We start from the raw sequence: 22,636 nt of genomic DNA on the forward strand, positions 1-22,636 counted from the left end.
CAGTCGTAACGCAGAACCAAATCATGCAATCACCGTCTTATACTGATTGACAAGTCGCACAAAATTCTCGCTGCTAATCCGCCCAATCTCTTCGCTGCTCATGCCATAAACCTTGGCAAGTGCCTGTGCCACATACGGCACATAGGTCGGTTCATTATCACGGCCACGCTTGGGCACAGGTGCTAGATACGGACTATCAGTCTCAATCAATAGGCGGTCTAGGGGCAACTGCTTGGCAACTTCTCGCAATGCTTCAGATTTATTAAAGCTGACAATCCCTGATAGCGAAATGTACAGCCCCATATCCAGTGCACGCTTGGCAAAGGCATAATCTTCGGTAAAACAGTGGATGATACCATGCTCACAGCGCTCGCTTTGTAGCACATCCAACGTGTCATGATAAGCACTGCGAGTATGCACAATGATGGGTTTTTTGGCGATTTTACTGGCACTGATATGGGTGGCAAAGCTATGCTTTTGGGCAGATTTTTTATTGTCATCCCAATAATAATCCAGCCCCGTTTCGCCAAATGCCCACACCTTATCCGTATCCAAAGCCAACAAATCCTCAACTTGCACGCTCTTTAGCATCGCCTCATCTTGACAAGGGTGAATTCCCACACTCATGCCGATATCAGGCAGGCTATCATCACTCATCGCCAAATCCACCCACGCACGGATGGCATCATTTTCCTCAAACTTGCACATAATCGCCATCGCTCGGCTGACATCAGCATCACGCATGGCGGTCAGTAGATGGTGTGGCGACTGCTCACAATTGTCAAGTTTTAGATAAGTTAAGTGGCAATGGGAATCGGTGTACATAGTCGTTCTCAATCAATACAAACGCCGTATTTTATCATGAATCTGGCTGATTTAGGCGGTTTTTGTCGTCCAGCACCACCGTCTGGCTAGGCAAGGCGTGCTCAACCTGATAATTTTCTAAGAATTTAAGTACCGCAAGCGCAAGCTGGGTCTGCTTGGCATAAAACTCCTGCGCCCCTGACGCTGGAATATACGCACGCATCTCGATGACATAGCAGTCTTGGCGCAGCTCTTTGATCCACACCTGATTCCACTCATCATTGGTCAAGGTATGTGATGCCAAAAAGCCTTGTAAATCAGCAATCATCCGCTCTACTTCTGCCAAATCCGCTGTGCGTTTGATAAATAGATTATGCAGAAAATAAAACATATCTCTTGCGGTAAAGTTCTCAATCTGCAAGGCAGAAAACTCACCATTTGGCACGGTAACAATGGTGCGATTGAGCGTGCGGATACGCGTCGAACGGATACCGATATCAATGACCGTACCTTCATAAGTGCCAAATTTACAATAATCCCCCACATGCACTGGACGATCAGCGACGACAACTACTGAGCCGATGAGATTTTCGATGGATTTTTGGGCACCAAAAGCCAGTGCCAAACCACCCACACCCAGTGCAGCAATCCCCGTGGTCAAATCAAAACCTAAGTTGCCAAAGATGATGATAATTGCCAAAATCAACATAAACACTTTAGCAAGCTTACGCAATAAACCTAGGATAGATACCTGCTCAGGGCGATTGCGTTTGAGTGAATTGGCTTCGGCACGGCGAAACACACCATCAATCAAGCGAAACGCAAGCCATGTAGTCGCAATCCATGCCACTGCCTCCTTGAGTCGCCCAACTGGTGTGCGGATGGTCACAGGCACGCCTGCTCGTAGCATGATTTCGGACAGTAGCATGGCGACGATGATGATCGCAACAGGCATGATGACATTGGCATTGATGGCAAAGCGTCTGCCAGTCAATCTAGGAAACAGCCACCGGCTAATGACAAACAACGTCCAAACCAATACATACACCACCGCAAGACTGATCAGCACCATCACCGCCAGTGCGATAATCTTTGACAGCTCAAAGTCAAATAGCTTAACGCCCTTTAACTGCTCAATCTCAAAATAACTTGCCCAAGTCCGTCCTGTCGTATGCACATCAGGCAAATTTGCCAAAGTCTCATCTGCAAACTGCCAATAGCGGTTGCCATCTTTATCGACCTTACGCACCAACAAGACATCCACGGATTTGTCAGCAATGCGAATACTACCAACTTTTTCTTGGTCATTTGGCAACAAATCCCCGACATCCCCTTCTTTGGCATCAGACAGTTGCAACAGTGGCTCAAGTCGACCGCCTGTGTCAAGCGCCTGCTTAAACTGTGCCACAACATCAGCATCCGACATCTTTGATTTGCTTAAAAATGTCGCATCCAAATAGCGACTGGCAAGCTGTGTATCTTCGCTTGACAACGCCGACATAAAGCCCTCAACTGTGCTACGCGGCGTATCTCGCCCATAGCTATCCGACCACACTTCGGCAGGCTCTTCGGTTTGGGTGGTTTTTAGCCCCAGCTTGGCAGTGGTGGCATGACTTGGCGATGCCAATAGTAGACAGCTACACAGCATCATCACACACCACAAACCAGCCCTTGGCATTCGCTGATACCACTTAGCAAGCATACTATACAGGGATGATGGATCAAGCATGGCAATCCTCAATCAATTCTACAAACACCTCATTGTATATCCGATACTCAGCACTTGCAACTGTCAGCACAGTATGCCAGCATCTATTGTGATCAAGAATGGTAAGTCTCATTGAACAAATTTCATGCCAAGCTTAGAATTTTTCATCTAATTGAAAGTTGTTAAAAATTTTTTCATGTTATAATAAGACAGTTAATTTTACAAAACCCAACCCATTAGCAATATTAAGGTTAGTTATGTCATCGACCACTCTACGCCGTGCTATTTTGTTAGCATTAGCCCCAACGAGTCTTATCACCGCCGCCCATGCCGAGAGTGTACCAACCGTGATGCTTGATCCTGAAGTCATCACCGTCAGCCGCAGCGCCACACCACTGAGCGACACCCCTGCTGCCGTGAGCGTCATCTCACGCGCCGAAATCGAGAAAAACCCTGCGCGCAATCTGTCAGATGTCATCCAATCAGATGCGGGTATCTATATCAAACAAAATGGCGGTATTGGTCAAGGGACTAATTTAAGCATTCGAGGCACAAACCCAAGCCACACACTATTGCTCAAAGATGGTGTGCGCCTAAATACACCAAATACCCTTACGCCAATTTATCCAGAGAACTTAGATCTAACCAATGTTGATCGTATTGAGATCGTCAAAGGTCCTGCATCGGTACAATATGGCTCAGATGCCATCGGTGGCGTAGTGCAAATGGTCAGCAAAAAACCTACACGCACTGGTGCAGAGCTCACTGGTATTTTTGGTGAGAACAACACTTATAAAGCTATCGCACGCGGTGATGTGGTGCATAATGGCTTTTATGCCAGTCTATCAGGTCAGCGTCTAGAAACTGACGGCACGCGCATTTTTAACACCCAAGCGCGCAACGATCAAGCAGGCTATGAACAAAAAGGCTTTGGCGCAAAAGTCGGCTACAATAATGACAAGGTCGATGTCGGCGTTTCATTTGATGAAAACAAAGGCACAAATGAATACAGCACCAATAGCGGTACAAGCATTGATGCAGCGCGTGAATTTAAAAATACCCAAGCCAAAGTTTTTGCCAGTATTAAAGCGACTGACAGCATCAAGCTATCAGCACATTATGCACAAGCCAAAGATGAACAATCTTATGTAGAACCTTGGTCAACCAATGAGTACAATACCCGTTATCATGAAACCGATGTAAATGCTCGCTGGAACATCACACCACAGCAAAACATTCTATTTGGCATTACCGACAATACGACCAAATATGCTGACGCTTATGCTTACAAGGGTGAGAAAAAAGTTGGTAGTACAGGTTATTATCTACAGCATCAATATAATAATGATAAATTTAATACGCAAGCCGGTATCCGCGTTGAAGACCATGATACTTTTGGTGTGCACACCGTTGGTCAAGCAGCAGCGCGTTATCACTTCAGCCCAAGCACCAGTGTTTATGCTAATATTGGTTCGGCTTTCCGCGCACCAAGTCTGAATGAACTGTATTATGATTCAAAATCAACTTGGGATGCGACAACTTACCTAACCAAAGGAAATGAAAATCTTGATCCAGAAAAAAGTATCAGCTACGGACTTGGTCTTGATCACCAAATCAATGACAATCTAAGTATCTCATTATCAGGTTTTGCCACCGAAGTCAAAGATTTGATAGCTCTTGATAGCAATTTTGATGTTGACACAAGCACAAGCATCTCCACCTATCAAAATATCAATAAAGCCAAATTTACTGGTGGTGAATTGGGTGCAAAATATGTACGCGGTGACTACTACGCCCAAGCCAACTATAGCTATGTTGACGCCGAAAATAAAGCCACAGGTCTTGAAATCGCCTATCGCCCAAAACATACAGGCACTTTAACCATCGGTTATGACGATGGTGTGGTCGGTGTGAGCAGCTCATTGGTTGCGCGCACGGGTGCAAAAACCAGCAATAATACAACCGCCAAAGATGTGCCAGGTTTTGCAACCATTGATTTTGATGCACATTGGAATATTAATCCTTATGTTAAGGTATTTACAAATATCCAAAATATTACAAATAGTGATAATAAATTAGTAGACAATTTTGGCAACTGGTACATCAACGGCGGTCGCCAAGCCAATCTTGGTCTGACTTTCAAATACTGATCGGATGCACTTTGACAAAATGGCTCGCTTTGGCGGGTCATTTTTTATGGAAAAAGCGGATGAAATTTGTTATAATTATCCGTTTGCAAGAGATGTTGCAACCGCTTTTTTAAACGGTCAGGCTTGCTTTTTAGATTTGCGGCTGCGATTTAAAATAATCAACGACATCTGCGTTTTCTTTTTTATGATGATTATCCATCATCTCATCGTTAATTTTTAAAAGGAGTGGACGCAGTGTCTACATTTACCGATTATAAAGTAGCTGACATCAGCCTTGCCGACTTCGGTCGTAAAGAAATCCGCCTCGCCGAAACCGAAATGCCTGCTCTAATGGGTCTGCGTAAGCGTTATGCTGCCGCTCAGCCACTGGCTGGTGCCAAAATCGTCGGCTGTATCCATATGACCATTCAGACAGCCGTTTTGATTGAGACTTTGGTGGCATTGGGCGCTGAAGTTCGCTGGACTTCTTGCAACATCTTCTCAACCCAAGACCACGCCGCCGCTGCCATCGCCGCTGCTGGTATTCCTGTATTTGCTTGGAAAGGCGAAACCGAAGAAGAATACGAGTGGTGTCTAGAACAACAAATCCACCAAGACGGCAAACTGTGGGATGCCAACATCATCCTAGATGACGGTGGTGATTTGACCGCATTGATTCACGACAAATACCCACAAATGCTCGATAAAATCCACGGTATCTCTGAAGAGACCACCACAGGCGTACACCGCCTAATCGAGATGCTGGGCAATGGCACACTCAAAGTCCCTGCCATCAATGTCAATGATGCTGTCACCAAATCAAAAAATGACAACAAATACGGCTGCCGCCACTCACTAAACGACGCCATCAAGCGTGGTACAGATATGCTTCTATCAGGTCGTCGTGCACTGGTCATCGGCTACGGTGATGTGGGCAAAGGCTCAGCACAGTCGCTACGCCAAGAAGGTATGATCGTGCGTGTGTCTGAGATTGACCCAATCTGTGCGATGCAGGCGTGCATGGATGGCTATGAAGTCGTCTCGCCATTCGTCGGCGGCGACCAAGCCCAAGGCGTGAACACCGCCCTACTTCAAGACACCGATTTGATCGTGACCACCACGGGTAACTATCATGTGTGCAATAGCGAGATGCTAAAAGCCCTAAAATCAACCGCTGTCGTGTGTAACATCGGTCACTTTGATACCGAGATTGACACTCAGTTCATGCGTGACAACTGGAAATGGGTGGAAGTCAAGCCGCAAGTGCATCAAGTCTATCGCTCAGACAGCGATGATGACTATCTCATCTTGCTGTCTGAAGGTCGCCTAGTAAACCTTGGCAATGCCACAGGTCACCCATCGCGCATCATGGACGGCTCATTTGCCAACCAAGTACTGGCGCAGATTCACCTGTATCAAGAAAAATTCGCTGATTTGCCTGCTGCTGACAAGCCAAGCAAAGTCTATGTCAAGGTACTGCCAAAGAAACTTGACGAAGAAGTGGCTGCTGCGATGGTTGCAGGCTTTAATGGTGTCATCACCAAACTTACCCAAAAACAAGCCGACTATATCGGCGTATCGGTCGATGGTCCATTCAAGTCAGATGAATACAAATACTGATTAGCCATACTCACACAAGGCGATAAGATAGGGTTCTTATCGCCTTTTTCTTTGGAATTTACTAACATCTATTTGGCATTAACAAACTGCCAAAAATCTGCTATAATTGAATAATTTTAACAAAATTGATAAATCCTATAATCGTTTGATTTATCTTGATAATTTTAGAGAGCCATCATGAGCCAAGACACCCTAAATCGCCTTGCAGCGATTGAAAAATTATTAAATGAACTAAAATCTGATATTAAAAATCAACAAACTGTACAAGCCACGACAGCCACCAAGCCTGCCGAAGTAGCCACCCAAATCAAAGCCGAAGTAAAAAAACCTACGCCAAAAACACCAAGCAGTGCCAAAGTGCCATTTTCGTTTGAATTCTTCCCTGCCAAGACTGACGAAGGTCAAGACAAGTTACTTAGCGTCTTTGATGAGCTGAACGCTCTGAACCCAAAATACTTCTCAGTTACCTATGGTGCTGGTGGATCGACACGTGAACGCACATTAGGCATCGTCAAGGCGCTCATCGAAAAAGGCAGCACGCCAATCGCTCCACATATGTCATGCATCGGCGACACCAAATCACAAATCGGCGAGCTACTGGATTATTATAAAGCACTGGGCGTGGATCGCGTGGTGGCACTGCGTGGTGATTTGCCATCAGGTCAGGTCGGCTATGGCGAGCTGCCTTATGCACTGGACTTGGTCAAATACATTCGTGAACACAGTGCCGATCACTTCTCCATCAAAGTTGCCGCCTATCCTGAGATGCATCCACAGGCGCGTAATTTTGAAGCAGATATTGATAATCTAGTTGCCAAATATCACGCTGGCGCAAACGAAGCCATCACCCAATTTTTCTACAATCCTGACAGCTATTTGTTCTTGCGTGATCGCTTGGCAAAAAAAGGCGTGTATCAAGACGATTTCCCCATCATCGCAGGTATCATGCCAATCACCAACGCATCAAACCTAATCCGCTTTGCAGATGGCTGTGGTGCTGATGTCCCACGCTATATCCGCAAACAGCTTGCCGACTATGGCGATGACAAAAAATCCATCCGCCAATTTGGCTTTGATATCGTGCATCAGCTGTGCGAACGCTTGATTAGTGAAGGCGTGCCAAGCTTGCATTTTTATAGCATGAACCACACCGAGCCAAACAAAGCCTTGGTCGAAAGCTTAGGATTAATTTAATTTATCCAAAAACCGTCCATGAGTTGATGCCAGTTTATATGAGTATTGACTCATTACGGTTTTTAATTTTTCTTAGCATTTATTGATGAATCATGTCCAGATTTTTTATTGATACGCCTTTATCCACGACGCTCATCGGTCAAAGCATCACGCTACCAGATGGCGTCTATCATCATTGGTGCAAGGTTTTGCGTGCCAAAGTGGGCGACACTGCGGTGCTATTTGATGGTACAGGTGGTGAATATACGGCAGAATTGATTAGTATTGATAAAAAATCAGCACAAGCCAAGCTCCATGCCCATAACCCCATCAACCGCACACCGCCTTTTGCAGTCAGTATCGGGCTTGTGATGAGTCGTGGCGATCGCATGGATTATGCCATCCAAAAAGCGTGTGAAATGGGCGTGTATCAGATTCAACTACTGACCAGCGAACGCTGTCAAGCACATCTAAAATATGAGCGAGATTTTAAGAAAATCGAACATTGGCAAGGTGTGGCAATCGCCGCTTGTGAGCAATGTGGATTGAACATCATTCCATCCATCGCTCCGCCTGTACCGCTTGAGTCATGGGTAGCAGATTGTGCAGATGCGCTAAAATTGGTACTGGCTTTGTCAGATGGCAGGCCAAGCTTTACCAGCCCCTTGCCTGACACCATCGCCCTACTTATCGGCGCTGAAGGCGGTCTATCCCCGACCGAGATTGACTTTGCCATCGAGCATGGCTTTGTACCTTGGACGATTGGCGAGCGAGTACTACGCACCGAGACTGCCCCTGTGGTGGCTTTGACGGCGTTGCAGATTATTAATGATTTGAGTTGAGTGGGCGATAATTAATTGAGTAATAAGTTGATATTTTTTAATATATAATTAATTAACTTAATAAAATTTACCCAATTTTCACTCACTCGCCATAAATCTGCTGCCACATCGACAGCATCTGTACGCTTTTGGCGACATCATGCACACGCACGATGCTTGCACCTTGTTGTACCGCCAATAGCGACATCCCTGCACCGATGATGTCTCGATCATGTGGCTGATGGTTTTGTAGGCTATCCAACCCCGTACGCTGCAGTATCTCACCCAAAAACCGCTTACGAGACACGCCAAACAACATCGGCAACTCAAACTGCCGAATAAAAGTGCCCAACTGCGTCATCAACACCTGATGATACTCATAAGTCTTGGCAAAGCCCATACCGACATCAATCACCAACTGCTCACGAGCCACCCCAGCTGACACCGCCCGCTCAATGCTGTGCGACAGCTCATCGATGACTTCTGCGACGACATCATCATACACTGCTAAGTCATCCATCGTATCAGGCTCACCGCGGCTATGCATCAGTATCACAGGCACGCCAAGAGACGCCGCCATCTCTACCGCCCCATCTCGTCGCAGCGCTCGCACATCATTGATGATATCCGCCCCTGATTCAATACCTGCCTGCATCACCTGAGGATTGCTAGTGTCCACTGATAGCCAAATCTCATCGCCAAAATGCTGACGAATCGCCTGCACCACAGGCACAACTCGCCGAAGCTCTTCATCCGTGCCGACTGCTGTCGCATTGGGACGTGTCGATTCGCCACCGATATCGATGATATGCACGCCATCAGCAATCATCGATTCGGCATGGGCAAGCGCCCGATCCACGCCATGATAGCGACCGCCATCAGAGCACGAATCTGGTGTGACATTTAAGATTCCCATCACCTTCGGCGTGGACAAATCCAATGTCTTGCCGTGTGCGTGTAGCTGTCTGATTGCTCGCTGTGACATAAAAAACTCACTTCATCCCAAAAATGCCTTATAATAGCATAAGTTGCAGTTTAAGTGACACATTCGATGGTAAGTGGTACACCAAAATTCCCCATCATCATCCCATGCGGTCGCTTGCTGATTAATTGGTTAAAATTTATTTATAATAATATTTATCATAAGGATAAAATTTGCAATATTTTGACAGACATGAAGGTGGCGACAATGCCATCTTGGTTCACCTAGATATCCATCAAATCATCGATCCTGATGATTTAGAAGAGTTTCGCCTGCTTGTACATTCAGCTGGGGCAAACGAAATCGAAATCATCACAGGCAGCCGTAGTAAGCCACACGCCAAATACTTCGTCGGTACAGGTAAAGCGGACGAAATCGCCGATGCCGTGCGTCGTTTTCGTGATAGCACCGATGGCGAAAAAGGCGATGTGGTGGTGATTTTTAATCACACACTCACCCCAAGCCAAGAGCGAAATCTTGAAAAAATCCTAAAATGTCGCGTGCTTGACCGTACAGGATTAATCCTTGATATTTTTGCTCAGCGTGCTCGTACTTATGAAGGTAAATTACAAGTAGAATTAGCACAACTCAACCATCTAGCGACTCGGCTGGTGCGTGGCTGGACACACCTTGAACGCCAAAAAGGCGGTATCGGTCTGCGCGGCCCTGGTGAAACTCAGCTAGAAACTGACCGCCGATTGCTACAAATCCGTGTCAGTCAGCTCAAGGCCAAGCTCGATAAGGTCAAGCAAACTCGCGCCCAAGGTCGTGCCAAACGCCAAAAGTCCGAAATCCCTACCGTCTCATTGGTCGGCTATACCAACGCTGGCAAGTCCACACTCTTTAACCGTCTAGCCGATGACAACATCTATGCTGCCGATCAGCTATTTGCCACCCTTGATCCGACACTTCGCCGTGTCAAATGGCCTGGTGTCGGTAATGTCGTACTGGCGGATACCGTCGGCTTTGTACGTCATCTACCGCATGAGCTGGTCGAAAGCTTTCATGCAACACTCGAAGAGACGCTTGAAGCCGATCTGCTACTACACGTCATCGATACCGCCAGCGAAGATCGCCATGAGCAGATCGCCGCGGTCAATGATGTACTCGCCCAAATCAAAGCCGATGCACCGATTTTACTTGTGCATAACAAAATCGACAAAAGCGGCGAACCACCTGCCATCTATTATCAAGATCATGGTGTGCCGCATCGCGTCTATGTCTCCGCTCGTGAAAATCTAGGCATCGATCAGCTGATGATCGCCGTACAAGAGCTGCTCTCAGGCGAACTCAAAGAGTTTACACTCACCCTGCCTTATCATGCTGGCGGACTCAAAAACACCCTGCACGGTCTGGGTGTCATCACGGACAGCAGCTATGATGAGATGGGCAAAGAAGTACTACAAGTGCTACTTGCACCCAGCAAGCTACAGCAGCTACTCGGTCAATACGCACTGGATGCTGATGAAGTCCTACCAAAAGCTCAGGCGGATAGCCTAAAACCAGTGCTTGAGCCTTTTGAGGTGGTGCTACAAAATAATATCACAAATGAAAATAGCGAACATTTAGATGAAGAACTTGACCCATTTTGTCGATAATGGGTAAACTGTCAAAATACGCTAATTACTTGTATTTATTAGAGTTTACAGGTGTAACCCAATCAATAATGGCGAAATTTTGGTACATAATCGCCCAACAAGGATGAAGTATGAAACTACCCGTGCACTCAGGTAAATTTTGGCTTGGTATGCTCGCCACCATCATCATTGTCGTGGCGGTACGTGAGCTCGCCTTGGTGGTCTGCACTTATTTTGGAATGCCGACTGCGGCAAATATCGTGGGCTTGGTCAGCTTATTTATCGCACTGATTGGTATGCGTATGACGATTGGGTTGCCTGAGTGGCTCAGCTACTCATCGAGTGTGCTACTGGTGGATAGCGGCTTTGCATTTTTGCCGGTGTCTGCTGGTGCCGGGATATTGTTGTTTGGGCTTGGGTCGGATTTATTACCTGTGTCGGCAGTGATTATCATCAGTACGCTGATTCCGCTGTGGGCATTTGCCAAGCTCTCAGCAGCATGGCTCAAAGGCTCTGAACAGGATAAGGAGTAAGCCATGCCACAGATTGACAGCACCACCATCATCATTGCCTTTATTGTGACACTGATTGCTCATATCAGCGCCAAATATGTACTTCGCTATCTGAATCGCTACATTCGTGGCGTACCGATGATTATCATCGCCATCGTGATTACGCTGATTTTGCTGCTGATTATTCAGTTGGATTATGCCACTTATTATGCCAATGCCAAGCCTGTATTTGACCGCTTGCTGGGCTATAGCACCGTGCTACTTGCCGTGCCACTGGCTGGGATGGATTTTAAGGGACTACCTGTCAAAAAACTCTCCATCATCGTCGTACTTGCAAGTCTCGTCGGTGCCATCGTACCAATGTCACTCAGCTACCTGTTTGCACTAAATATGGACACCATCTTGGCATTTGCCACTCGCTCAGTGACGACACCTGTTGGTCTATCAGTCGCCCAAATCATCGAAGCACCGTTGGTGATGGCAAATCTGATTATCATCGTCTCAGGCATCCTAGGTGCAGGGATGTGTCGTATCTTATTTCGCAATATCAAAGATGAGCGCGCACAAGGCTTGGCACTTGGCTTGGTGGCACACGCCATCGGCACAGTCGAAGCATGGACCATCAGTCCGACGGCTGGACGCTATGCCGCCTTTGGACTTGCCATCAATGGGCTAGTGACCGCTGTATGGTTGCCGATGGCAGTGCTGTGGTGGCTTGGCTAAAACAACATTTGAACACCGATCACATCTCAATCATCAGTATCAATTTTCAGATTTACCACTTTTACTTAAAGAAAAAAATAACCACGATATAAGAATCGTGGTTATTTTTATGCTTATTTAGCCTTATTCATCATCAGATGCCATCGCCATGATTTGCTCACTGATAGCAACAGTATTAAAGCCTGCATCAACGAACAGGATTTCACCTGTCACACCACTCGCCCAAGGTGATAGTAGGAATAAGGCGGCATTACCCACTTCTTCTTGGCTGACATTGCGTTGTAGCGGTGCGATTTTTTCGCTGACATCGAGCATACGGCGGAATGATTTGATACCGCTGGCTGCTAGGGTGCGGATTGGACCTGCACTGATGGCATTGACGCGGATACCTTCACCACCCAGTGATGATGCTAGGTAGCGTACTGATGCTTCTAGGCTAGCTTTTGCCATACCCATGACATTGTAGTTCGGCAGTACTGAGATACTACCTTCGTAGGTCAGGGTCAATAGCGAACCTTGACGCGCAGCAAGTAGCTCACGACCTGCTTTGGCAAGTGCCACAAAGCTGTAGCTTGAGATGTCGTGGGCGATTTGGCTACCTTCACGCGTGGTCGCATTGGTAAAATCACCATCTAGCTGATCTGCTGGCGCAAAGCCGATGGCGTGTACGATACCATTGACACCACGATCATCGCCATTGCCCCAGTGTTTAGCCACTTCGACAAAGCACGCTTCGATAGAGGCATCTGATGCGACATCACACTCAATCACTGCGGTGGCATTGAACGCTTCGGCTGCCATATCGACACGCTTTTTGATTTTGTCATTTGGATAAGTCAAAATCAGCTCTGCGCCTTCGCGGTGCAAGCTCTCAGCAATCGCCCAAGCGATAGATAGTTTACTGGCGATACCAGTCACAACAAAACGCTGACCTTTTAGTAGCATAATTTTTGTCCTTTGTTTGGATAAAATTGATAAATTGGCGGTATTATAGCACGGTTTTTGAAATTGTGCAGTAAAATTAGTACAAATGTAAACTTAATATCACACTCACACACCCGCCCAATCACCACACCCAAGCTTGTGATAAATTTCTCCAAAAATCGCAATAAATCCCAATAAAGGCTTTAAAAAATTGCCGTTTTGCGTTAAGCTATGTTGTTTTCATTCATTATTCATCAAAAACCATGTCAAATTCTGATACCGTAAACTTTACACCCGATTTTGAAGTCCTATCTGAACATTATGCCAAGATTATCAGTGCATCAGGCGAAGATTTGAGCCGTGATGGTCTGCTTGATACGCCGATGCGCGCCGCCAAAGCATTTGGCTACTTGACTCGTGGTTATCATCAAGACCTTGCAACTGTGGCTAATGATGCGGTGTTTGACTCGGATAATCCCGAATTGGTACTGGTGCAAAATATCGAATTTTATTCGCTGTGCGAACATCATCTGTTGCCATTTTATGGCGTGGCTCATGTCGGCTACCTACCCAATGGTAAGGTGCTCGGTCTATCAAAAGTCGCACGCATCGTCGATATGTACGCTCGTCGCCTACAAATCCAAGAAAACCTAACCAAGCAAGTCGCTACCGCCATCGAAGAGCTGACAGGCTGTCGTGGTGTTGCCGTGGTGATGGATGCCAGCCATATGTGCATGATGATGCGTGGTGTCGGTAAGCAACAATCCACCACCCGTACAACGAGTATGCTAGGTGAATTTGTCAGCAATCACGATGCTCGTCGTGAATTTTTGGAAGCTGTACCAAAAAGAATGCCTGCGTTTGGGTGATGAAACAAGGTTTAATTAGAGTTCTTTTTGTTGTTTTTACCGAACGCAAAGATACTTTTCGTATCATCACCGCTTTCTTCCCAAGTAATCAGCAAATAAGGAGTTATCAAAATGCCACAAAGTATTAACTTCGAACGCTATAAAAAATTTGAATTTTACAGAAGCCAAACTCGCAATTAATAATCCTATGATTAAAAAGTTACAAGACAATGCCAAAATCGAGCATCTGTACTGGATGATGATGTTCTTCAATGGATTAACACCCAAGATCCCACTACCATTCGCCATATCAACGAAGTGATTCATCACTTTATGGCAATTAAAATGGCATAAATCATTAACAAAAAGGATAAAGTTTTTTGGCTTTATCCTTTTTTATAATCAATCATTCAATCACTCTTGCTTTTTCACTGACTTCAGCCGCTCAAATCGTTTGAGTTTTTTCAATTTCTTAAGCCGTGCCACACGCGCAAACACCCCAAACCATCGCCCCATCTGCGAATAGCTGGTCGCCGCCGCCAAGATGATCACGATCGGCAAGAGCATCGACCAATAGCCATAGTACCGATATGACACCACGGCGACAAAGCTACCACCAAAAAACGCCCACCATAGCCCGCTGTGTAGCACCACTTTGGCGACATCGACCTTACGCCCAACTAGCCAATTCCCCACAGTCGCACCCAGATCCGATGTCGTCCCTGTCAAATGCGTCGTACGAATCACCGCGCCGCCGTAGGTCGCCACCATCGAGTTTTGTAGCCCACACGCCATGGCGATCATCATCTGCCCAAAGTAATTATCATGCACATACAATGCCAAGCTTAGGCACAGCAGCAGCACTTCAAGATACATTGCATAGCCATAGTGCCGATTGATTTTCAGCTCGCTTGAGCCGATAATCATGCCTGATAGTACAGAACCGAACCAAAACGCCAAAATCGAAATCAAAAATAGGCGCATATTTGCCCAGTCACCATCAAGCACACTTAGGGCAAATTGGCTGACATTGCCCGTCACATGCGATGCCGACACATGAGTAAAGCCCATCAGCGCCGTAGTATTCAGCATACCAGCACAAAAAGCCAACACCACCGCACCCCACAGCACCCACGCTGGGATGGTATCACCCATGATTTTCATCACATCCCCATGTCTATTTCATGAAAAATGACCCAAAAGTATATTTTAGCACCGAATGATAAAAAGCACAAAATCCATACAGACTTTGTGCTTAATCATGCAGATTAATTTTAAACAATTATTAATTTAAAATTATTTAAACTCTACAAAATCCACATCCACTTTCATGCGTTTGGTTGGTAGATACTCGACATCCAGCTCACCGACGATGGTGATGATGTCATTGGCTGTCACAGTGCGACCTTGCCAATCTTCATTGTCAATCTCCACAATGACTGCGCCTGTCGCATCGACGAATTCATATTTTTCATCGCCTAATGCCTTGGTGATTTTACCTGTCAAGCGCACCATGCTCTCATCACGAAGATTGGCAAGGCTTGCAACTGTAATCGGCGCGCCTGCGACAGCTTGGCTGTTGATCGCAGCTTGTGGGTTAATCACAGCAGATTGGACAGACTTAGGTGCGGCTGCCACCTGCGTAGTCGATGTGGTGCAAGCAGCCAATGCAGTAGCAGTGATGATGGTAGCAATTAGGGCAAATTTTTTCATAAGAAACTCTTTTTTAGGTTGGTGTAATTTTAGCTCAATAAAATCTGATTAAAAAACTGCCATCAGTGTAGCACAAAACGGCAGTGTCAATGGGTTAAATTTTCCAATCACTAAGTTTATACAAACTTATCATATACGCTTATTATGATCGGCGACTTGACTTGAATGCGTATATTTCATCATAATAAGCTTAAATTAACCTTAAAAAACTTAAAAAATATCCAAAATTTTCAGCATAAAAATCCCTGCCTATAGATCTGTAGCGTTTTTGTGAGTAAATGGTTTCTTTGTGTAGAAATGCCTGTTTTATCATTGAGTTTGGTTTATAATATGGCTAAATTTTAACCGATCATGTTGATCTTTTTTATTTGAGTGTTGAATATGTCACAAACTTCTGCCAGCGTCATCCGCTTAGAGCAAGCGGTTGCAAAAAAAGACTTTGAAGCATCTTGTAATGAACTACTTGCCATCTTAGGCAGTCTTGATAATCAGTTTGGCGGCATTCACCAAATCGAATGCGACTACCCACAACAGCTAAATTTCTCAGAAAAAGAGCGTGTGGTGCATTTTGCAGCTCGTGTTGCATCAGCTGTGACTGAGCTGTTTGATGCCAAAAACAACTTTAGCATCACTGATGGTGGCTTTAACCGTTTTATGACTTTGCATCGTTGGTTGGGTCTGATTTTTGCAAGCTCACCATACATCAATGCTGACCACATCCTAAAAACTTATGACGCTAACCCAAATCCAAACCCAGAGCGTCCGCTTGAGATTCATCTATCAAATAATCTAGAAGCTATTAAGCGTTTTTGTATTCTATATACCATGGAATCTAATATTCCGCTAAACCTTGATGTTCTGTGGAATCTTAACCCATCACTGTGTGCATCGCTATGCTTTGCCCTACAATCACCACGCTTTATCGGTACGGATGCTGCATTCAATAAGCGTGCCGCCATCCTAAAATGGTTCCCAGAAAAACTAAAAACCTTTGAAAATCTAAATACCCTACCATCAGCCATCAGCCACGATGTCTATATGCATTGCAGCTATGATGTCGATGCTGATAAGCACCGTGTCAAAGAGTCTTTGAACGCTGTGATTCGTAAGCACTTGCTGTCTAGTGGCTGGGCGGATCGCGATGTCTCTAAGATCGGTCGTACCAATGGCAAGCCTGTGATGTTCGTCGTGCTTGAGCATTTCCATTCAGCACACTCCATCTATCGCACACATTCTACATCGATGATCGCTGCTCGTGAGCTATTCCACCTTGTTGGCTTTGGTGGCGAAGCTGTGGATCAAGCTGGTCGCGATGTCTTTGATGAGTTCCACCTACTTGACCAAAACAGCATCTTTGATAAGCTAAATGCCGTCAAAGAGTATGCCGACAAGCTTGAGCCAGCTGTACTCTATATGCCAAGCATCGGCATGGATTTGACCACGATTTTCCTAAGCAACACCCAAATTGCACCAATCCAAAGTGTCGCTCTAGGCCATCCAGGCACCACACATTCGCCATTCATTGACTATGTCATCGTCGAAGATGACTATGTCGGCTCAGAAGACTGTTTCAGCGAGACGCTACTGCGCCTGCCAAAAGATGCACTACCATATGTACCATCAGCGCTGGCACCGACCTCAGTTGAGTATCGCCTACGCGAAAATCCTGAAGTGGTGAATATCGGTATCGCCTCAACCACAATGAAGCTAAACCCATATTTCCTAAAAGCACTACAGATCATCCGTGATCGTGCTAAAGTCAAAGTACACTTCCACTTTGCCCTAGGTCAGTCATCAGGCATTACACATCCATATGTAGAACGCTTTATCAAATCATATCTAGGCGATAGTGCGACCGCACATCAGCATACACCTTATGATCAATATCTACGCATCTTGCACCAATGCGATATGATGGTCAACCCATTCCCATTTGGTAATACCAATGGCATCATCGACATGATTACGCTTGGCTTGGTCGGTGTCTGCAAGACCGGTCCTGAAGTGCATGAGCATATCGACGAAGGTCTATTTGGTCGCCTAGGTCTGCCTGATTGGCTAGTAGCAAACACCGCTGATGAATATATCGAACGCGCCATCCGTCTAGCCGAGAACCACGAAGAGCGTCTGGCACTGCGTCGTCATATCATCGAAAATAACGGTCTTGCAACGCTATTTACTGGCAATCCAAAACCGATGGGCGAAGTATTGCTTGCCAAAGTCGCTGAAAAAGGTCTATTGGGTGATGAAAAGCCTGCAGCGAAAAAAACAGCCGCCAGAAAACCTGCAGCAAAAAAAGCAACCACAGCCAAGGCTACAGATGCCAAGCCTGCGGCAAAAAAACCAGCAGCGAAAAAACCTGCTACCAAAGCCGCTGCCAAGCCTGCAGCCAAAACCACCACGCGTAAACCTGCTGCCAAAAAAGACAGCTAATACGCGCGCATAGAAAAAACAGCCTTGCACTAAGTGACAAGGCTGTTTTTTTATTGGTAATTCAATCAGAATATTCAATGACGGTTTACAATATCAGTCGGCTCGCTTGGGTGATTTGACCAAATCCGCTTTTTGTAAAATAAACTCCACCAAGGCACGCACCGCAGGCACCGCACCGCGATTTTTATAATAAATGATGTACAAAGGCACGCCATCAATCTGCCATTCGGGTAGTACGCGCAGCCAGTCAGCTTGCCATGCATTATCAAACAGCGGCAGCATTCCGATACCGACACCATCGCCGACCATATTGCCTGCCAAATTATTATCGTTGCAAATAAAGCGATTCTTAGCATCGATCAAAATGCTACTGTCCTTATGGTGAAACAGCCACGGCACACCATCGTATTTATGGATCAGCTGATGACCATACAGCTCATTGGGCGTACTCGGCATACCCATGCGTGCGATGTAGTCGGCACTGGCGAACAACCCAAATTCAATGTTGAACAGCTTACGCGCGATGACATTGTCATTATCCACCGAGCCGACACGCAGCGAAATATCGATGCCATCTTGGATCATATTTACCTTGCGATTATCAACTTGTACTTCAAGCTGAATATCAGGATACAAGCGCAAAAATTCCGCCAAATGATGCATCAAAAAACCGCGACACACTTCAGTCGATACAGACAAGCGGATCAAACCACTGGGCGATTGCAAATTATCCTGCACATCATCGATGGCAAGCTGTGCGGCTTTAAGCATTTCTTGGGCACGATGATAAAAGCGTGTGCCAAGCTCGTTGAGCACCACGCCACGCCTGCCGCGATCCATCAGCGTCGTGCCAAGACTGGTTTCAAGCTCGGTCAGATGGCGACTTAGGTGCGATTTTGGCACATCGAGCAGCTCGGATGCCTTGGTCAGACTGCCCGCCTGCACCACAGAGACAAACAGTCGCATATCATTTAGGTCAATTTTCTGGATAGGTTTTGGCATCGTTTCACTCACTCAATCCCATACTTTATCTTAAAGCTTTATCATTGATTTGCAGGATAAATTTGTTTCATATTTGCAACTTTAGATTGTTATTTTACATCTTATTCTATTTTTTGCAACTTGTATAATACACATTCATGGAGATTACTCTGAAACACCAAAGTTATTATAAGACTTTTTAACCATTAAATTTTAAGGAAACTTACCATGTCAAAACCTTATGTTCGTTTAGACAAAAATAATGCAGCCATGTTATTGGTTGACCATCAAACAGGTCTTTTATCACTGGTGCGTGATATTGACCCAGACAAATTTAAAAACAATGTATTAGCAACGGCAGATTTGGCAAAATATTTTGGCTTGCCAACGATTTTGACCACTTCATTTGAAGAAGGTCCAAACGGTCCACTTGTACCAGAGCTTAAAGAAATCTTCCCAGATGCACCATATATTGCTCGCCCAGGGCAAATCAATGCGTGGGATAATGAAGAATTTTTGGCAGCCGTTAAAGCCACTGGCAAAAAACAATTAATTATCGCAGGTGTAGTGACTGAAGTTTGTGTGGCATTCCCTGCATTGTCAGCGATTGAAGCAGGCTATGATGTGTTTGTGATTACTGATGCGTCAGGTACATTTAACCAAATGACCCGTGATGCTGCGTGGGATCGTATGAGCCAAGCAGGTGTTCAATTAATGACTTGGTTCGGTGCTGCGTGTGAATTACACCGTGATTGGCGTAATGACATTGAAGGTTTGGGAGCATTGTTCTCAAATCACATCCCTGACTATCGCAATTTGATTAACAGTTATACAACACTTACCCAAAAATAAGTAATTCGTATCAATTTTGTAAATAAATAGAAAAGATGGCTTAAAAGGTGACTATGTTTGTCATCTTTTCTTTTATAATAGTTGGATTTATTCCAACAGGATTTTACAATGTCCAACATCGCCTTGATTATCGGCAGTCTTAGCCAAAATTCCCTAAATCGCAAAATCGCCAATCATATTGTTAATCATTTGCCAAGCAATTTGACAGTGGAAGAAGTTGTCATTGCTGATTTACCGCTTTATACCCAAGATTTGGACCAAGATGACATTGCAAGCTATGAGCGTGTCCGCAAGCAAATTCAATCAGCCACAGCCGTTTTGATTGTTTCGCCCGAACATAACCGCAGTATCCCTGCCGCTATGAAAAATGTTTTGGATATCGCATCTCGTCCAAACGGTCAAAATCTATGGGCAAATAAAAAAGTTGCAGTTGTGACAGCTTCCCCAGGTTCGTATGGCGGGATTAATTCAGGTTTGCATTTGCGTCAAAGCCTACAAGCAGTCGGTGCGGATGTTTTTCGCTCGCCTGAAGTGTATTTAAGCCAAGCTCATACCGCCTTGGATGAACAAGGGCAAGTCGCCAATGAGCGTACCAGTCAATTTTTAATTAAATTTGCCACGGCGTTTGCCGAGTGGGTGCAATAAGTTTTATTCATCAATTAATTTTTTACCAATACAAGGATATTTTATGAAACTTTATTATATGGCTGGGGCGTGTTCACTTGTACCGCATACCGCACTGGTATGGACAGGTACAGCCTTTGAAGCTCAAGCCATGAAACTTGCCGATACCAAAACACCTGACTATTTAGCCTTAAATCCACAAGGGGCGGTGCCGCTACTTGTAGATGGTGAGTTTGTCTTATCGCAAAACGTGGCGATTTTAAGCTATTTAGATGAAAAATTCCCAGAAGCCAAACTATTTGGTAGTCGTACGGCACAAGGTCGTGCAACAGCAATGCGTTGGCTAACTTTTTTAAATGGTGATGTGCATAAAGCCTTCTCACCATTATTCCATTTACCTGATTATGTACAAGATGAAGGGTTTAAAGCCGATATGCAAAATCATGCACATAGTGAAATTTTGCGTATGCTGGCTCAAGCCAATACTTGCCTTGGGGCACAAGATTATTTAGCTGATGATATTTCAGTGGCTGATGTCTATTTATTTGTGCTACTTCGTTGGTGTCGTGGCCTAAAAATTGACTACAGTTCATTGGAAAACTTAGTGGCGTTTTATGAGCGTATCAGCGACAATACTGGCTTAAAAACAGCCATGGCAGAAGAAGGCATTCACGCCTAAAAAGGGATAAATCATGACAGATACAAGCTATACCGTCATTGATAATAAAGTATTAAGCCGTTTTGAAATTCATGTGGATGGCTTTATTGCCTTTGAAGATTATGAGTTGTTTGATGGCGGAATTGCCTACACCCATACCGAAGTACCTAAAGAATTAGGCGGTCGTGGCATTGCTAAATTTTTAATCAAAACCATTTTAGATGATGCTGCCACCAAAGGCTTAAAGGTGAAACCTGTTTGTCCAATGGTGCGTGCATTTATTGAAAAACATCCAGAATATCAGGCAAATACGGTCGATTATCAATAATAGCCTGTATCGTTGACCAAGCTGTGGTTTTGGTTTTGGATGCTCTGGCAGTTTGGTGGATAATGCGAAGTAGATGATGGTTATTTTTTTAAGTACAATTTTTAGGAATTTTTTATGAGCGTTGATAAATATACCGCCACGACCAAAGATGTCGGTGGCATTCCTGTGGCTCGCCTGCTACCACAAGCCCGTCGCAAAACCATCGGTGCATGGTGCTTTTTGGACCACGCTGGTTCAGATGAGCTAAAATTTGCCGATGATTCAGATGGCTTACAAGTCGGTCTGCATCCACACGTCAATCTTCAGACCTTCACTTGGATGCTTCAGGGCGAAGTATGGCACCAAGACAGCCTTGGCAATCGTCAGCTGATTCGCCCAAAGCAAGTCAACCTAATGACCGCAGGCACAGGCAACCACACAGGCATCAGCCACACCGAACAAACCCCTGATGGCATCAAAGACCTACACGCCGTACAGCTATGGATCGCCCTGCCAATGGATCAGGACATTAAGCCAAGCTTTGAGCATTATCCACAGCTACCGACTTGGAGCCGTGATGGTGTGAATTATATCTTAACAACAGGCAGCTATCACGGACATACAGCGCCAACCACACAGTACAGTCCGCTACTGGGTGTGGATATGCAGTTTTTGCAAGATGGTGCGTTTGCCATTGATGAAGTGGATGGCTTTGAATACGGCTTTTTGGTCATCAAAGGTGAAATCCGCATCAATGGACAAAGCTATGGTCAAGACGAACTGGCTGTACTATCTGACTGCCAAAATGCCCAAGGCGAGCTTGAACTGTGGGCAGCAGCAGGCACTCATGTGATGCTATTGGGCGGTGAGCCATTGCCGCACCCGACCATCATTTGGTGGAATTTCGTCGCAGATAACATCGACGATCTTAAGCGCGCGGTGAGTGATTGGAATGCAGGTCATGAGCGATTCGGCACGATTAACCTAGATGGTACGCAGCTTCGTAGATTGGTTGCGCCTGAAGTACCTGATACGCTACAATCTTAAGTGAATCTACAATGCGATAACTGAGTTTATCGCATTTTTTATTGCGCTATTTTTATGATAGGATTTTTGCAGCGCAACTTTTATTGCATTATCATTACCAAAAATAGCCGATTAAGTTGCAAATATGGAACTTATAGTTGTAATTATCCCTGTTTTATTCTTATCTTAGCAACCCCATAATAACACCATCATATTAATCA

The 22,636-nt window shown here is 45.3% G+C and carries 21 protein-coding genes; 14 read left to right on the forward strand and 7 right to left on the reverse strand.

Annotated features, from left to right (window positions below):
- Positions 1 to 21 precede the first annotated feature (21 nt).
- Entirely contained in the window at positions 22 to 825 is an 804-nt protein-coding gene (locus tag NGM44_RS00885; RefSeq protein ID WP_253223816.1) for a TatD family hydrolase, read from the reverse strand.
- Positions 826 to 859: 34 nt separating this feature from the next.
- The gene (locus tag NGM44_RS00890; RefSeq protein ID WP_253223817.1) at positions 860 to 2,533 is read right to left on the reverse strand and encodes a mechanosensitive ion channel family protein; all 1,674 of its coding nucleotides are present in this window, start codon (positions 2,531 to 2,533) and stop codon (positions 860 to 862) included.
- A 236-nt stretch (positions 2,534 to 2,769) separates the two neighbouring features.
- Between NGM44_RS00890 and NGM44_RS00895 the strand changes: the two genes are divergently transcribed.
- The 4 genes from NGM44_RS00895 (at position 2,770) to NGM44_RS00910 (ending at position 8,276) form a co-directional block, all read left to right on the forward strand.
- A complete protein-coding gene (locus NGM44_RS00895) occupies positions 2,770 to 4,662 on the forward strand; it encodes a TonB-dependent siderophore receptor (protein ID WP_253223818.1) in 1,893 nt (630 codons plus the stop codon).
- 225 nt (positions 4,663 to 4,887) lie between these two features.
- Positions 4,888 to 6,261 (forward strand): adenosylhomocysteinase, encoded by a 1,374-nt coding sequence (ahcY, locus tag NGM44_RS00900; protein ID WP_253223819.1) that lies wholly within the window; start codon positions 4,888 to 4,890, stop codon positions 6,259 to 6,261.
- A gap of 177 nt (positions 6,262 to 6,438) precedes the next feature.
- Complete coding sequence (gene metF / locus NGM44_RS00905) at positions 6,439 to 7,455, forward strand: methylenetetrahydrofolate reductase [NAD(P)H] (protein ID WP_253223820.1); 1,017 nt, start codon at positions 6,439 to 6,441, stop codon at positions 7,453 to 7,455.
- Between the two features lie 92 nt (positions 7,456 to 7,547).
- Positions 7,548 to 8,276: a 16S rRNA (uracil(1498)-N(3))-methyltransferase gene (locus NGM44_RS00910; protein ID WP_253223821.1), complete on the forward strand. Its 729-nt coding sequence runs from the start codon at positions 7,548 to 7,550 to the stop codon at positions 8,274 to 8,276.
- Positions 8,277 to 8,358: 82 nt separating this feature from the next.
- On the opposite strand, the gene folP is transcribed toward NGM44_RS00910, so the two are convergent.
- On the reverse strand, positions 8,359 to 9,240 hold the full coding sequence (folP, locus tag NGM44_RS00915; protein ID WP_253223822.1) for a dihydropteroate synthase: 882 nt from the start codon (positions 9,238 to 9,240) through the stop codon (positions 8,359 to 8,361).
- 170 nt (positions 9,241 to 9,410) lie between these two features.
- Here folP and hflX point away from each other — a divergent pair, with 170 nt between their 5' ends.
- The 3 genes from hflX to NGM44_RS00930 all read left to right on the forward strand — a co-directional run bounded on the left by hflX (position 9,411) and on the right by NGM44_RS00930 (position 12,049).
- Positions 9,411 to 10,835 carry a ribosome rescue GTPase HflX gene (gene hflX, locus NGM44_RS00920; protein ID WP_253223823.1) on the forward strand — a complete coding sequence of 475 codons (1,425 nt, stop codon included), beginning with the start codon at positions 9,411 to 9,413 and terminating at the stop codon, positions 10,833 to 10,835.
- A gap of 110 nt (positions 10,836 to 10,945) precedes the next feature.
- A complete protein-coding gene (locus NGM44_RS00925) occupies positions 10,946 to 11,347 on the forward strand; it encodes a CidA/LrgA family protein (protein ID WP_253223824.1) in 402 nt (133 codons plus the stop codon).
- A gap of 3 nt (positions 11,348 to 11,350) precedes the next feature.
- The gene (locus NGM44_RS00930; protein WP_078253160.1) at positions 11,351 to 12,049 is read left to right on the forward strand and encodes an LrgB family protein; all 699 of its coding nucleotides are present in this window, start codon (positions 11,351 to 11,353) and stop codon (positions 12,047 to 12,049) included.
- 123 nt (positions 12,050 to 12,172) lie between these two features.
- Here NGM44_RS00930 and NGM44_RS00935 read toward each other — a convergent pair whose 3' ends face one another.
- Positions 12,173 to 12,994: an enoyl-ACP reductase gene (locus NGM44_RS00935; RefSeq protein WP_253223825.1), complete on the reverse strand. Its 822-nt coding sequence runs from the start codon at positions 12,992 to 12,994 to the stop codon at positions 12,173 to 12,175.
- A 242-nt stretch (positions 12,995 to 13,236) separates the two neighbouring features.
- Between NGM44_RS00935 and folE the strand changes: the two genes are divergently transcribed.
- The gene (gene folE, locus NGM44_RS00940; protein ID WP_253223826.1) at positions 13,237 to 13,842 is read left to right on the forward strand and encodes a GTP cyclohydrolase I FolE; all 606 of its coding nucleotides are present in this window, start codon (positions 13,237 to 13,239) and stop codon (positions 13,840 to 13,842) included.
- A 393-nt stretch (positions 13,843 to 14,235) separates the two neighbouring features.
- Here the strand turns inward: folE and NGM44_RS00945 are convergent, their stop codons facing one another.
- Both NGM44_RS00945 and NGM44_RS00950 read right to left on the reverse strand, forming a co-directional pair.
- On the reverse strand, positions 14,236 to 14,985 hold the full coding sequence (locus tag NGM44_RS00945; RefSeq protein WP_253223827.1) for a YoaK family protein: 750 nt from the start codon (positions 14,983 to 14,985) through the stop codon (positions 14,236 to 14,238).
- Between the two features lie 132 nt (positions 14,986 to 15,117).
- Positions 15,118 to 15,534 carry a NirD/YgiW/YdeI family stress tolerance protein gene (locus NGM44_RS00950; protein WP_253223828.1) on the reverse strand — a complete coding sequence of 139 codons (417 nt, stop codon included), beginning with the start codon at positions 15,532 to 15,534 and terminating at the stop codon, positions 15,118 to 15,120.
- 381 nt (positions 15,535 to 15,915) lie between these two features.
- On the opposite strand from NGM44_RS00950, the gene NGM44_RS00955 reads away from it, so the two are divergent.
- The gene (locus NGM44_RS00955; protein ID WP_253223829.1) at positions 15,916 to 17,967 is read left to right on the forward strand and encodes a hypothetical protein; all 2,052 of its coding nucleotides are present in this window, start codon (positions 15,916 to 15,918) and stop codon (positions 17,965 to 17,967) included.
- Between the two features lie 93 nt (positions 17,968 to 18,060).
- On the opposite strand, the gene NGM44_RS00960 is transcribed toward NGM44_RS00955, so the two are convergent.
- Positions 18,061 to 18,969, reverse strand: a complete 909-nt coding sequence (locus NGM44_RS00960; RefSeq protein WP_253223830.1) for a LysR family transcriptional regulator — start codon at positions 18,967 to 18,969, stop codon at positions 18,061 to 18,063.
- Between the two features lie 207 nt (positions 18,970 to 19,176).
- On the opposite strand from NGM44_RS00960, the gene ycaC reads away from it, so the two are divergent.
- From ycaC to NGM44_RS00985, 5 genes are all read left to right on the forward strand, one after another.
- Positions 19,177 to 19,800: an isochorismate family cysteine hydrolase YcaC gene (gene ycaC / locus NGM44_RS00965; RefSeq protein WP_253223831.1), complete on the forward strand. Its 624-nt coding sequence runs from the start codon at positions 19,177 to 19,179 to the stop codon at positions 19,798 to 19,800.
- A 108-nt stretch (positions 19,801 to 19,908) separates the two neighbouring features.
- Entirely contained in the window at positions 19,909 to 20,445 is a 537-nt protein-coding gene (locus tag NGM44_RS00970; protein WP_253223832.1) for an NADPH-dependent FMN reductase, read from the forward strand.
- A 43-nt stretch (positions 20,446 to 20,488) separates the two neighbouring features.
- Positions 20,489 to 21,103: a glutathione S-transferase family protein gene (locus tag NGM44_RS00975; RefSeq protein WP_253223833.1), complete on the forward strand. Its 615-nt coding sequence runs from the start codon at positions 20,489 to 20,491 to the stop codon at positions 21,101 to 21,103.
- Between the two features lie 13 nt (positions 21,104 to 21,116).
- The gene (locus NGM44_RS00980) at positions 21,117 to 21,410 is read left to right on the forward strand and encodes a GNAT family N-acetyltransferase (protein ID WP_253223834.1); all 294 of its coding nucleotides are present in this window, start codon (positions 21,117 to 21,119) and stop codon (positions 21,408 to 21,410) included.
- Positions 21,411 to 21,524: 114 nt separating this feature from the next.
- Positions 21,525 to 22,436: a pirin family protein gene (locus NGM44_RS00985; protein ID WP_253223835.1), complete on the forward strand. Its 912-nt coding sequence runs from the start codon at positions 21,525 to 21,527 to the stop codon at positions 22,434 to 22,436.
- The last annotated feature ends 200 nt before the right edge of the window (positions 22,437 to 22,636 follow it).

It is taken from the genome of Moraxella sp. FZFQ2102 (genome assembly GCF_024137865.1).
In the GTDB taxonomy this organism is placed as follows: domain Bacteria; phylum Pseudomonadota; class Gammaproteobacteria; order Pseudomonadales; family Moraxellaceae; genus Moraxella.

Bases quoted from the DNA above. Each gene is read 5' to 3' on its own strand.
- NGM44_RS00885 (WP_253223816.1), bottom strand. From the start codon at position 825: ATGTACACCGATTCCCATTGCCACTTAACTTATCTAAAACTTGACAAT.
- NGM44_RS00890 (WP_253223817.1), bottom strand. From the start codon at position 2,533: ATGCTTGATCCATCATCCCTGTATAGTATGCTTGCTAAGTGGTATCAG.
- NGM44_RS00895 (WP_253223818.1), top strand. From the start codon at position 2,770: ATGTCATCGACCACTCTACGCCGTGCTATTTTGTTAGCATTAGCCCCA.
- metF (WP_253223820.1), top strand. From the start codon at position 6,439: ATGAGCCAAGACACCCTAAATCGCCTTGCAGCGATTGAAAAATTATTA.
- NGM44_RS00910 (WP_253223821.1), top strand. From the start codon at position 7,548: ATGTCCAGATTTTTTATTGATACGCCTTTATCCACGACGCTCATCGGT.
- folP (WP_253223822.1), bottom strand. From the start codon at position 9,240: ATGTCACAGCGAGCAATCAGACAGCTACACGCACACGGCAAGACATTG.
- NGM44_RS00925 (WP_253223824.1), top strand. From the start codon at position 10,946: ATGAAACTACCCGTGCACTCAGGTAAATTTTGGCTTGGTATGCTCGCC.
- NGM44_RS00930 (WP_078253160.1), top strand. From the start codon at position 11,351: ATGCCACAGATTGACAGCACCACCATCATCATTGCCTTTATTGTGACA.
- NGM44_RS00935 (WP_253223825.1), bottom strand. From the start codon at position 12,994: ATGCTACTAAAAGGTCAGCGTTTTGTTGTGACTGGTATCGCCAGTAAA.
- folE (WP_253223826.1), top strand. From the start codon at position 13,237: ATGTCAAATTCTGATACCGTAAACTTTACACCCGATTTTGAAGTCCTA.
- NGM44_RS00945 (WP_253223827.1), bottom strand. From the start codon at position 14,985: ATGAAAATCATGGGTGATACCATCCCAGCGTGGGTGCTGTGGGGTGCG.
- NGM44_RS00950 (WP_253223828.1), bottom strand. From the start codon at position 15,534: ATGAAAAAATTTGCCCTAATTGCTACCATCATCACTGCTACTGCATTG.
- NGM44_RS00955 (WP_253223829.1), top strand. From the start codon at position 15,916: ATGTCACAAACTTCTGCCAGCGTCATCCGCTTAGAGCAAGCGGTTGCA.
- NGM44_RS00960 (WP_253223830.1), bottom strand. From the start codon at position 18,969: ATGCCAAAACCTATCCAGAAAATTGACCTAAATGATATGCGACTGTTT.
- ycaC (WP_253223831.1), top strand. From the start codon at position 19,177: ATGTCAAAACCTTATGTTCGTTTAGACAAAAATAATGCAGCCATGTTA.
- NGM44_RS00970 (WP_253223832.1), top strand. From the start codon at position 19,909: ATGTCCAACATCGCCTTGATTATCGGCAGTCTTAGCCAAAATTCCCTA.
- NGM44_RS00975 (WP_253223833.1), top strand. From the start codon at position 20,489: ATGAAACTTTATTATATGGCTGGGGCGTGTTCACTTGTACCGCATACC.
- NGM44_RS00980 (WP_253223834.1), top strand. From the start codon at position 21,117: ATGACAGATACAAGCTATACCGTCATTGATAATAAAGTATTAAGCCGT.
- NGM44_RS00985 (WP_253223835.1), top strand. From the start codon at position 21,525: ATGAGCGTTGATAAATATACCGCCACGACCAAAGATGTCGGTGGCATT.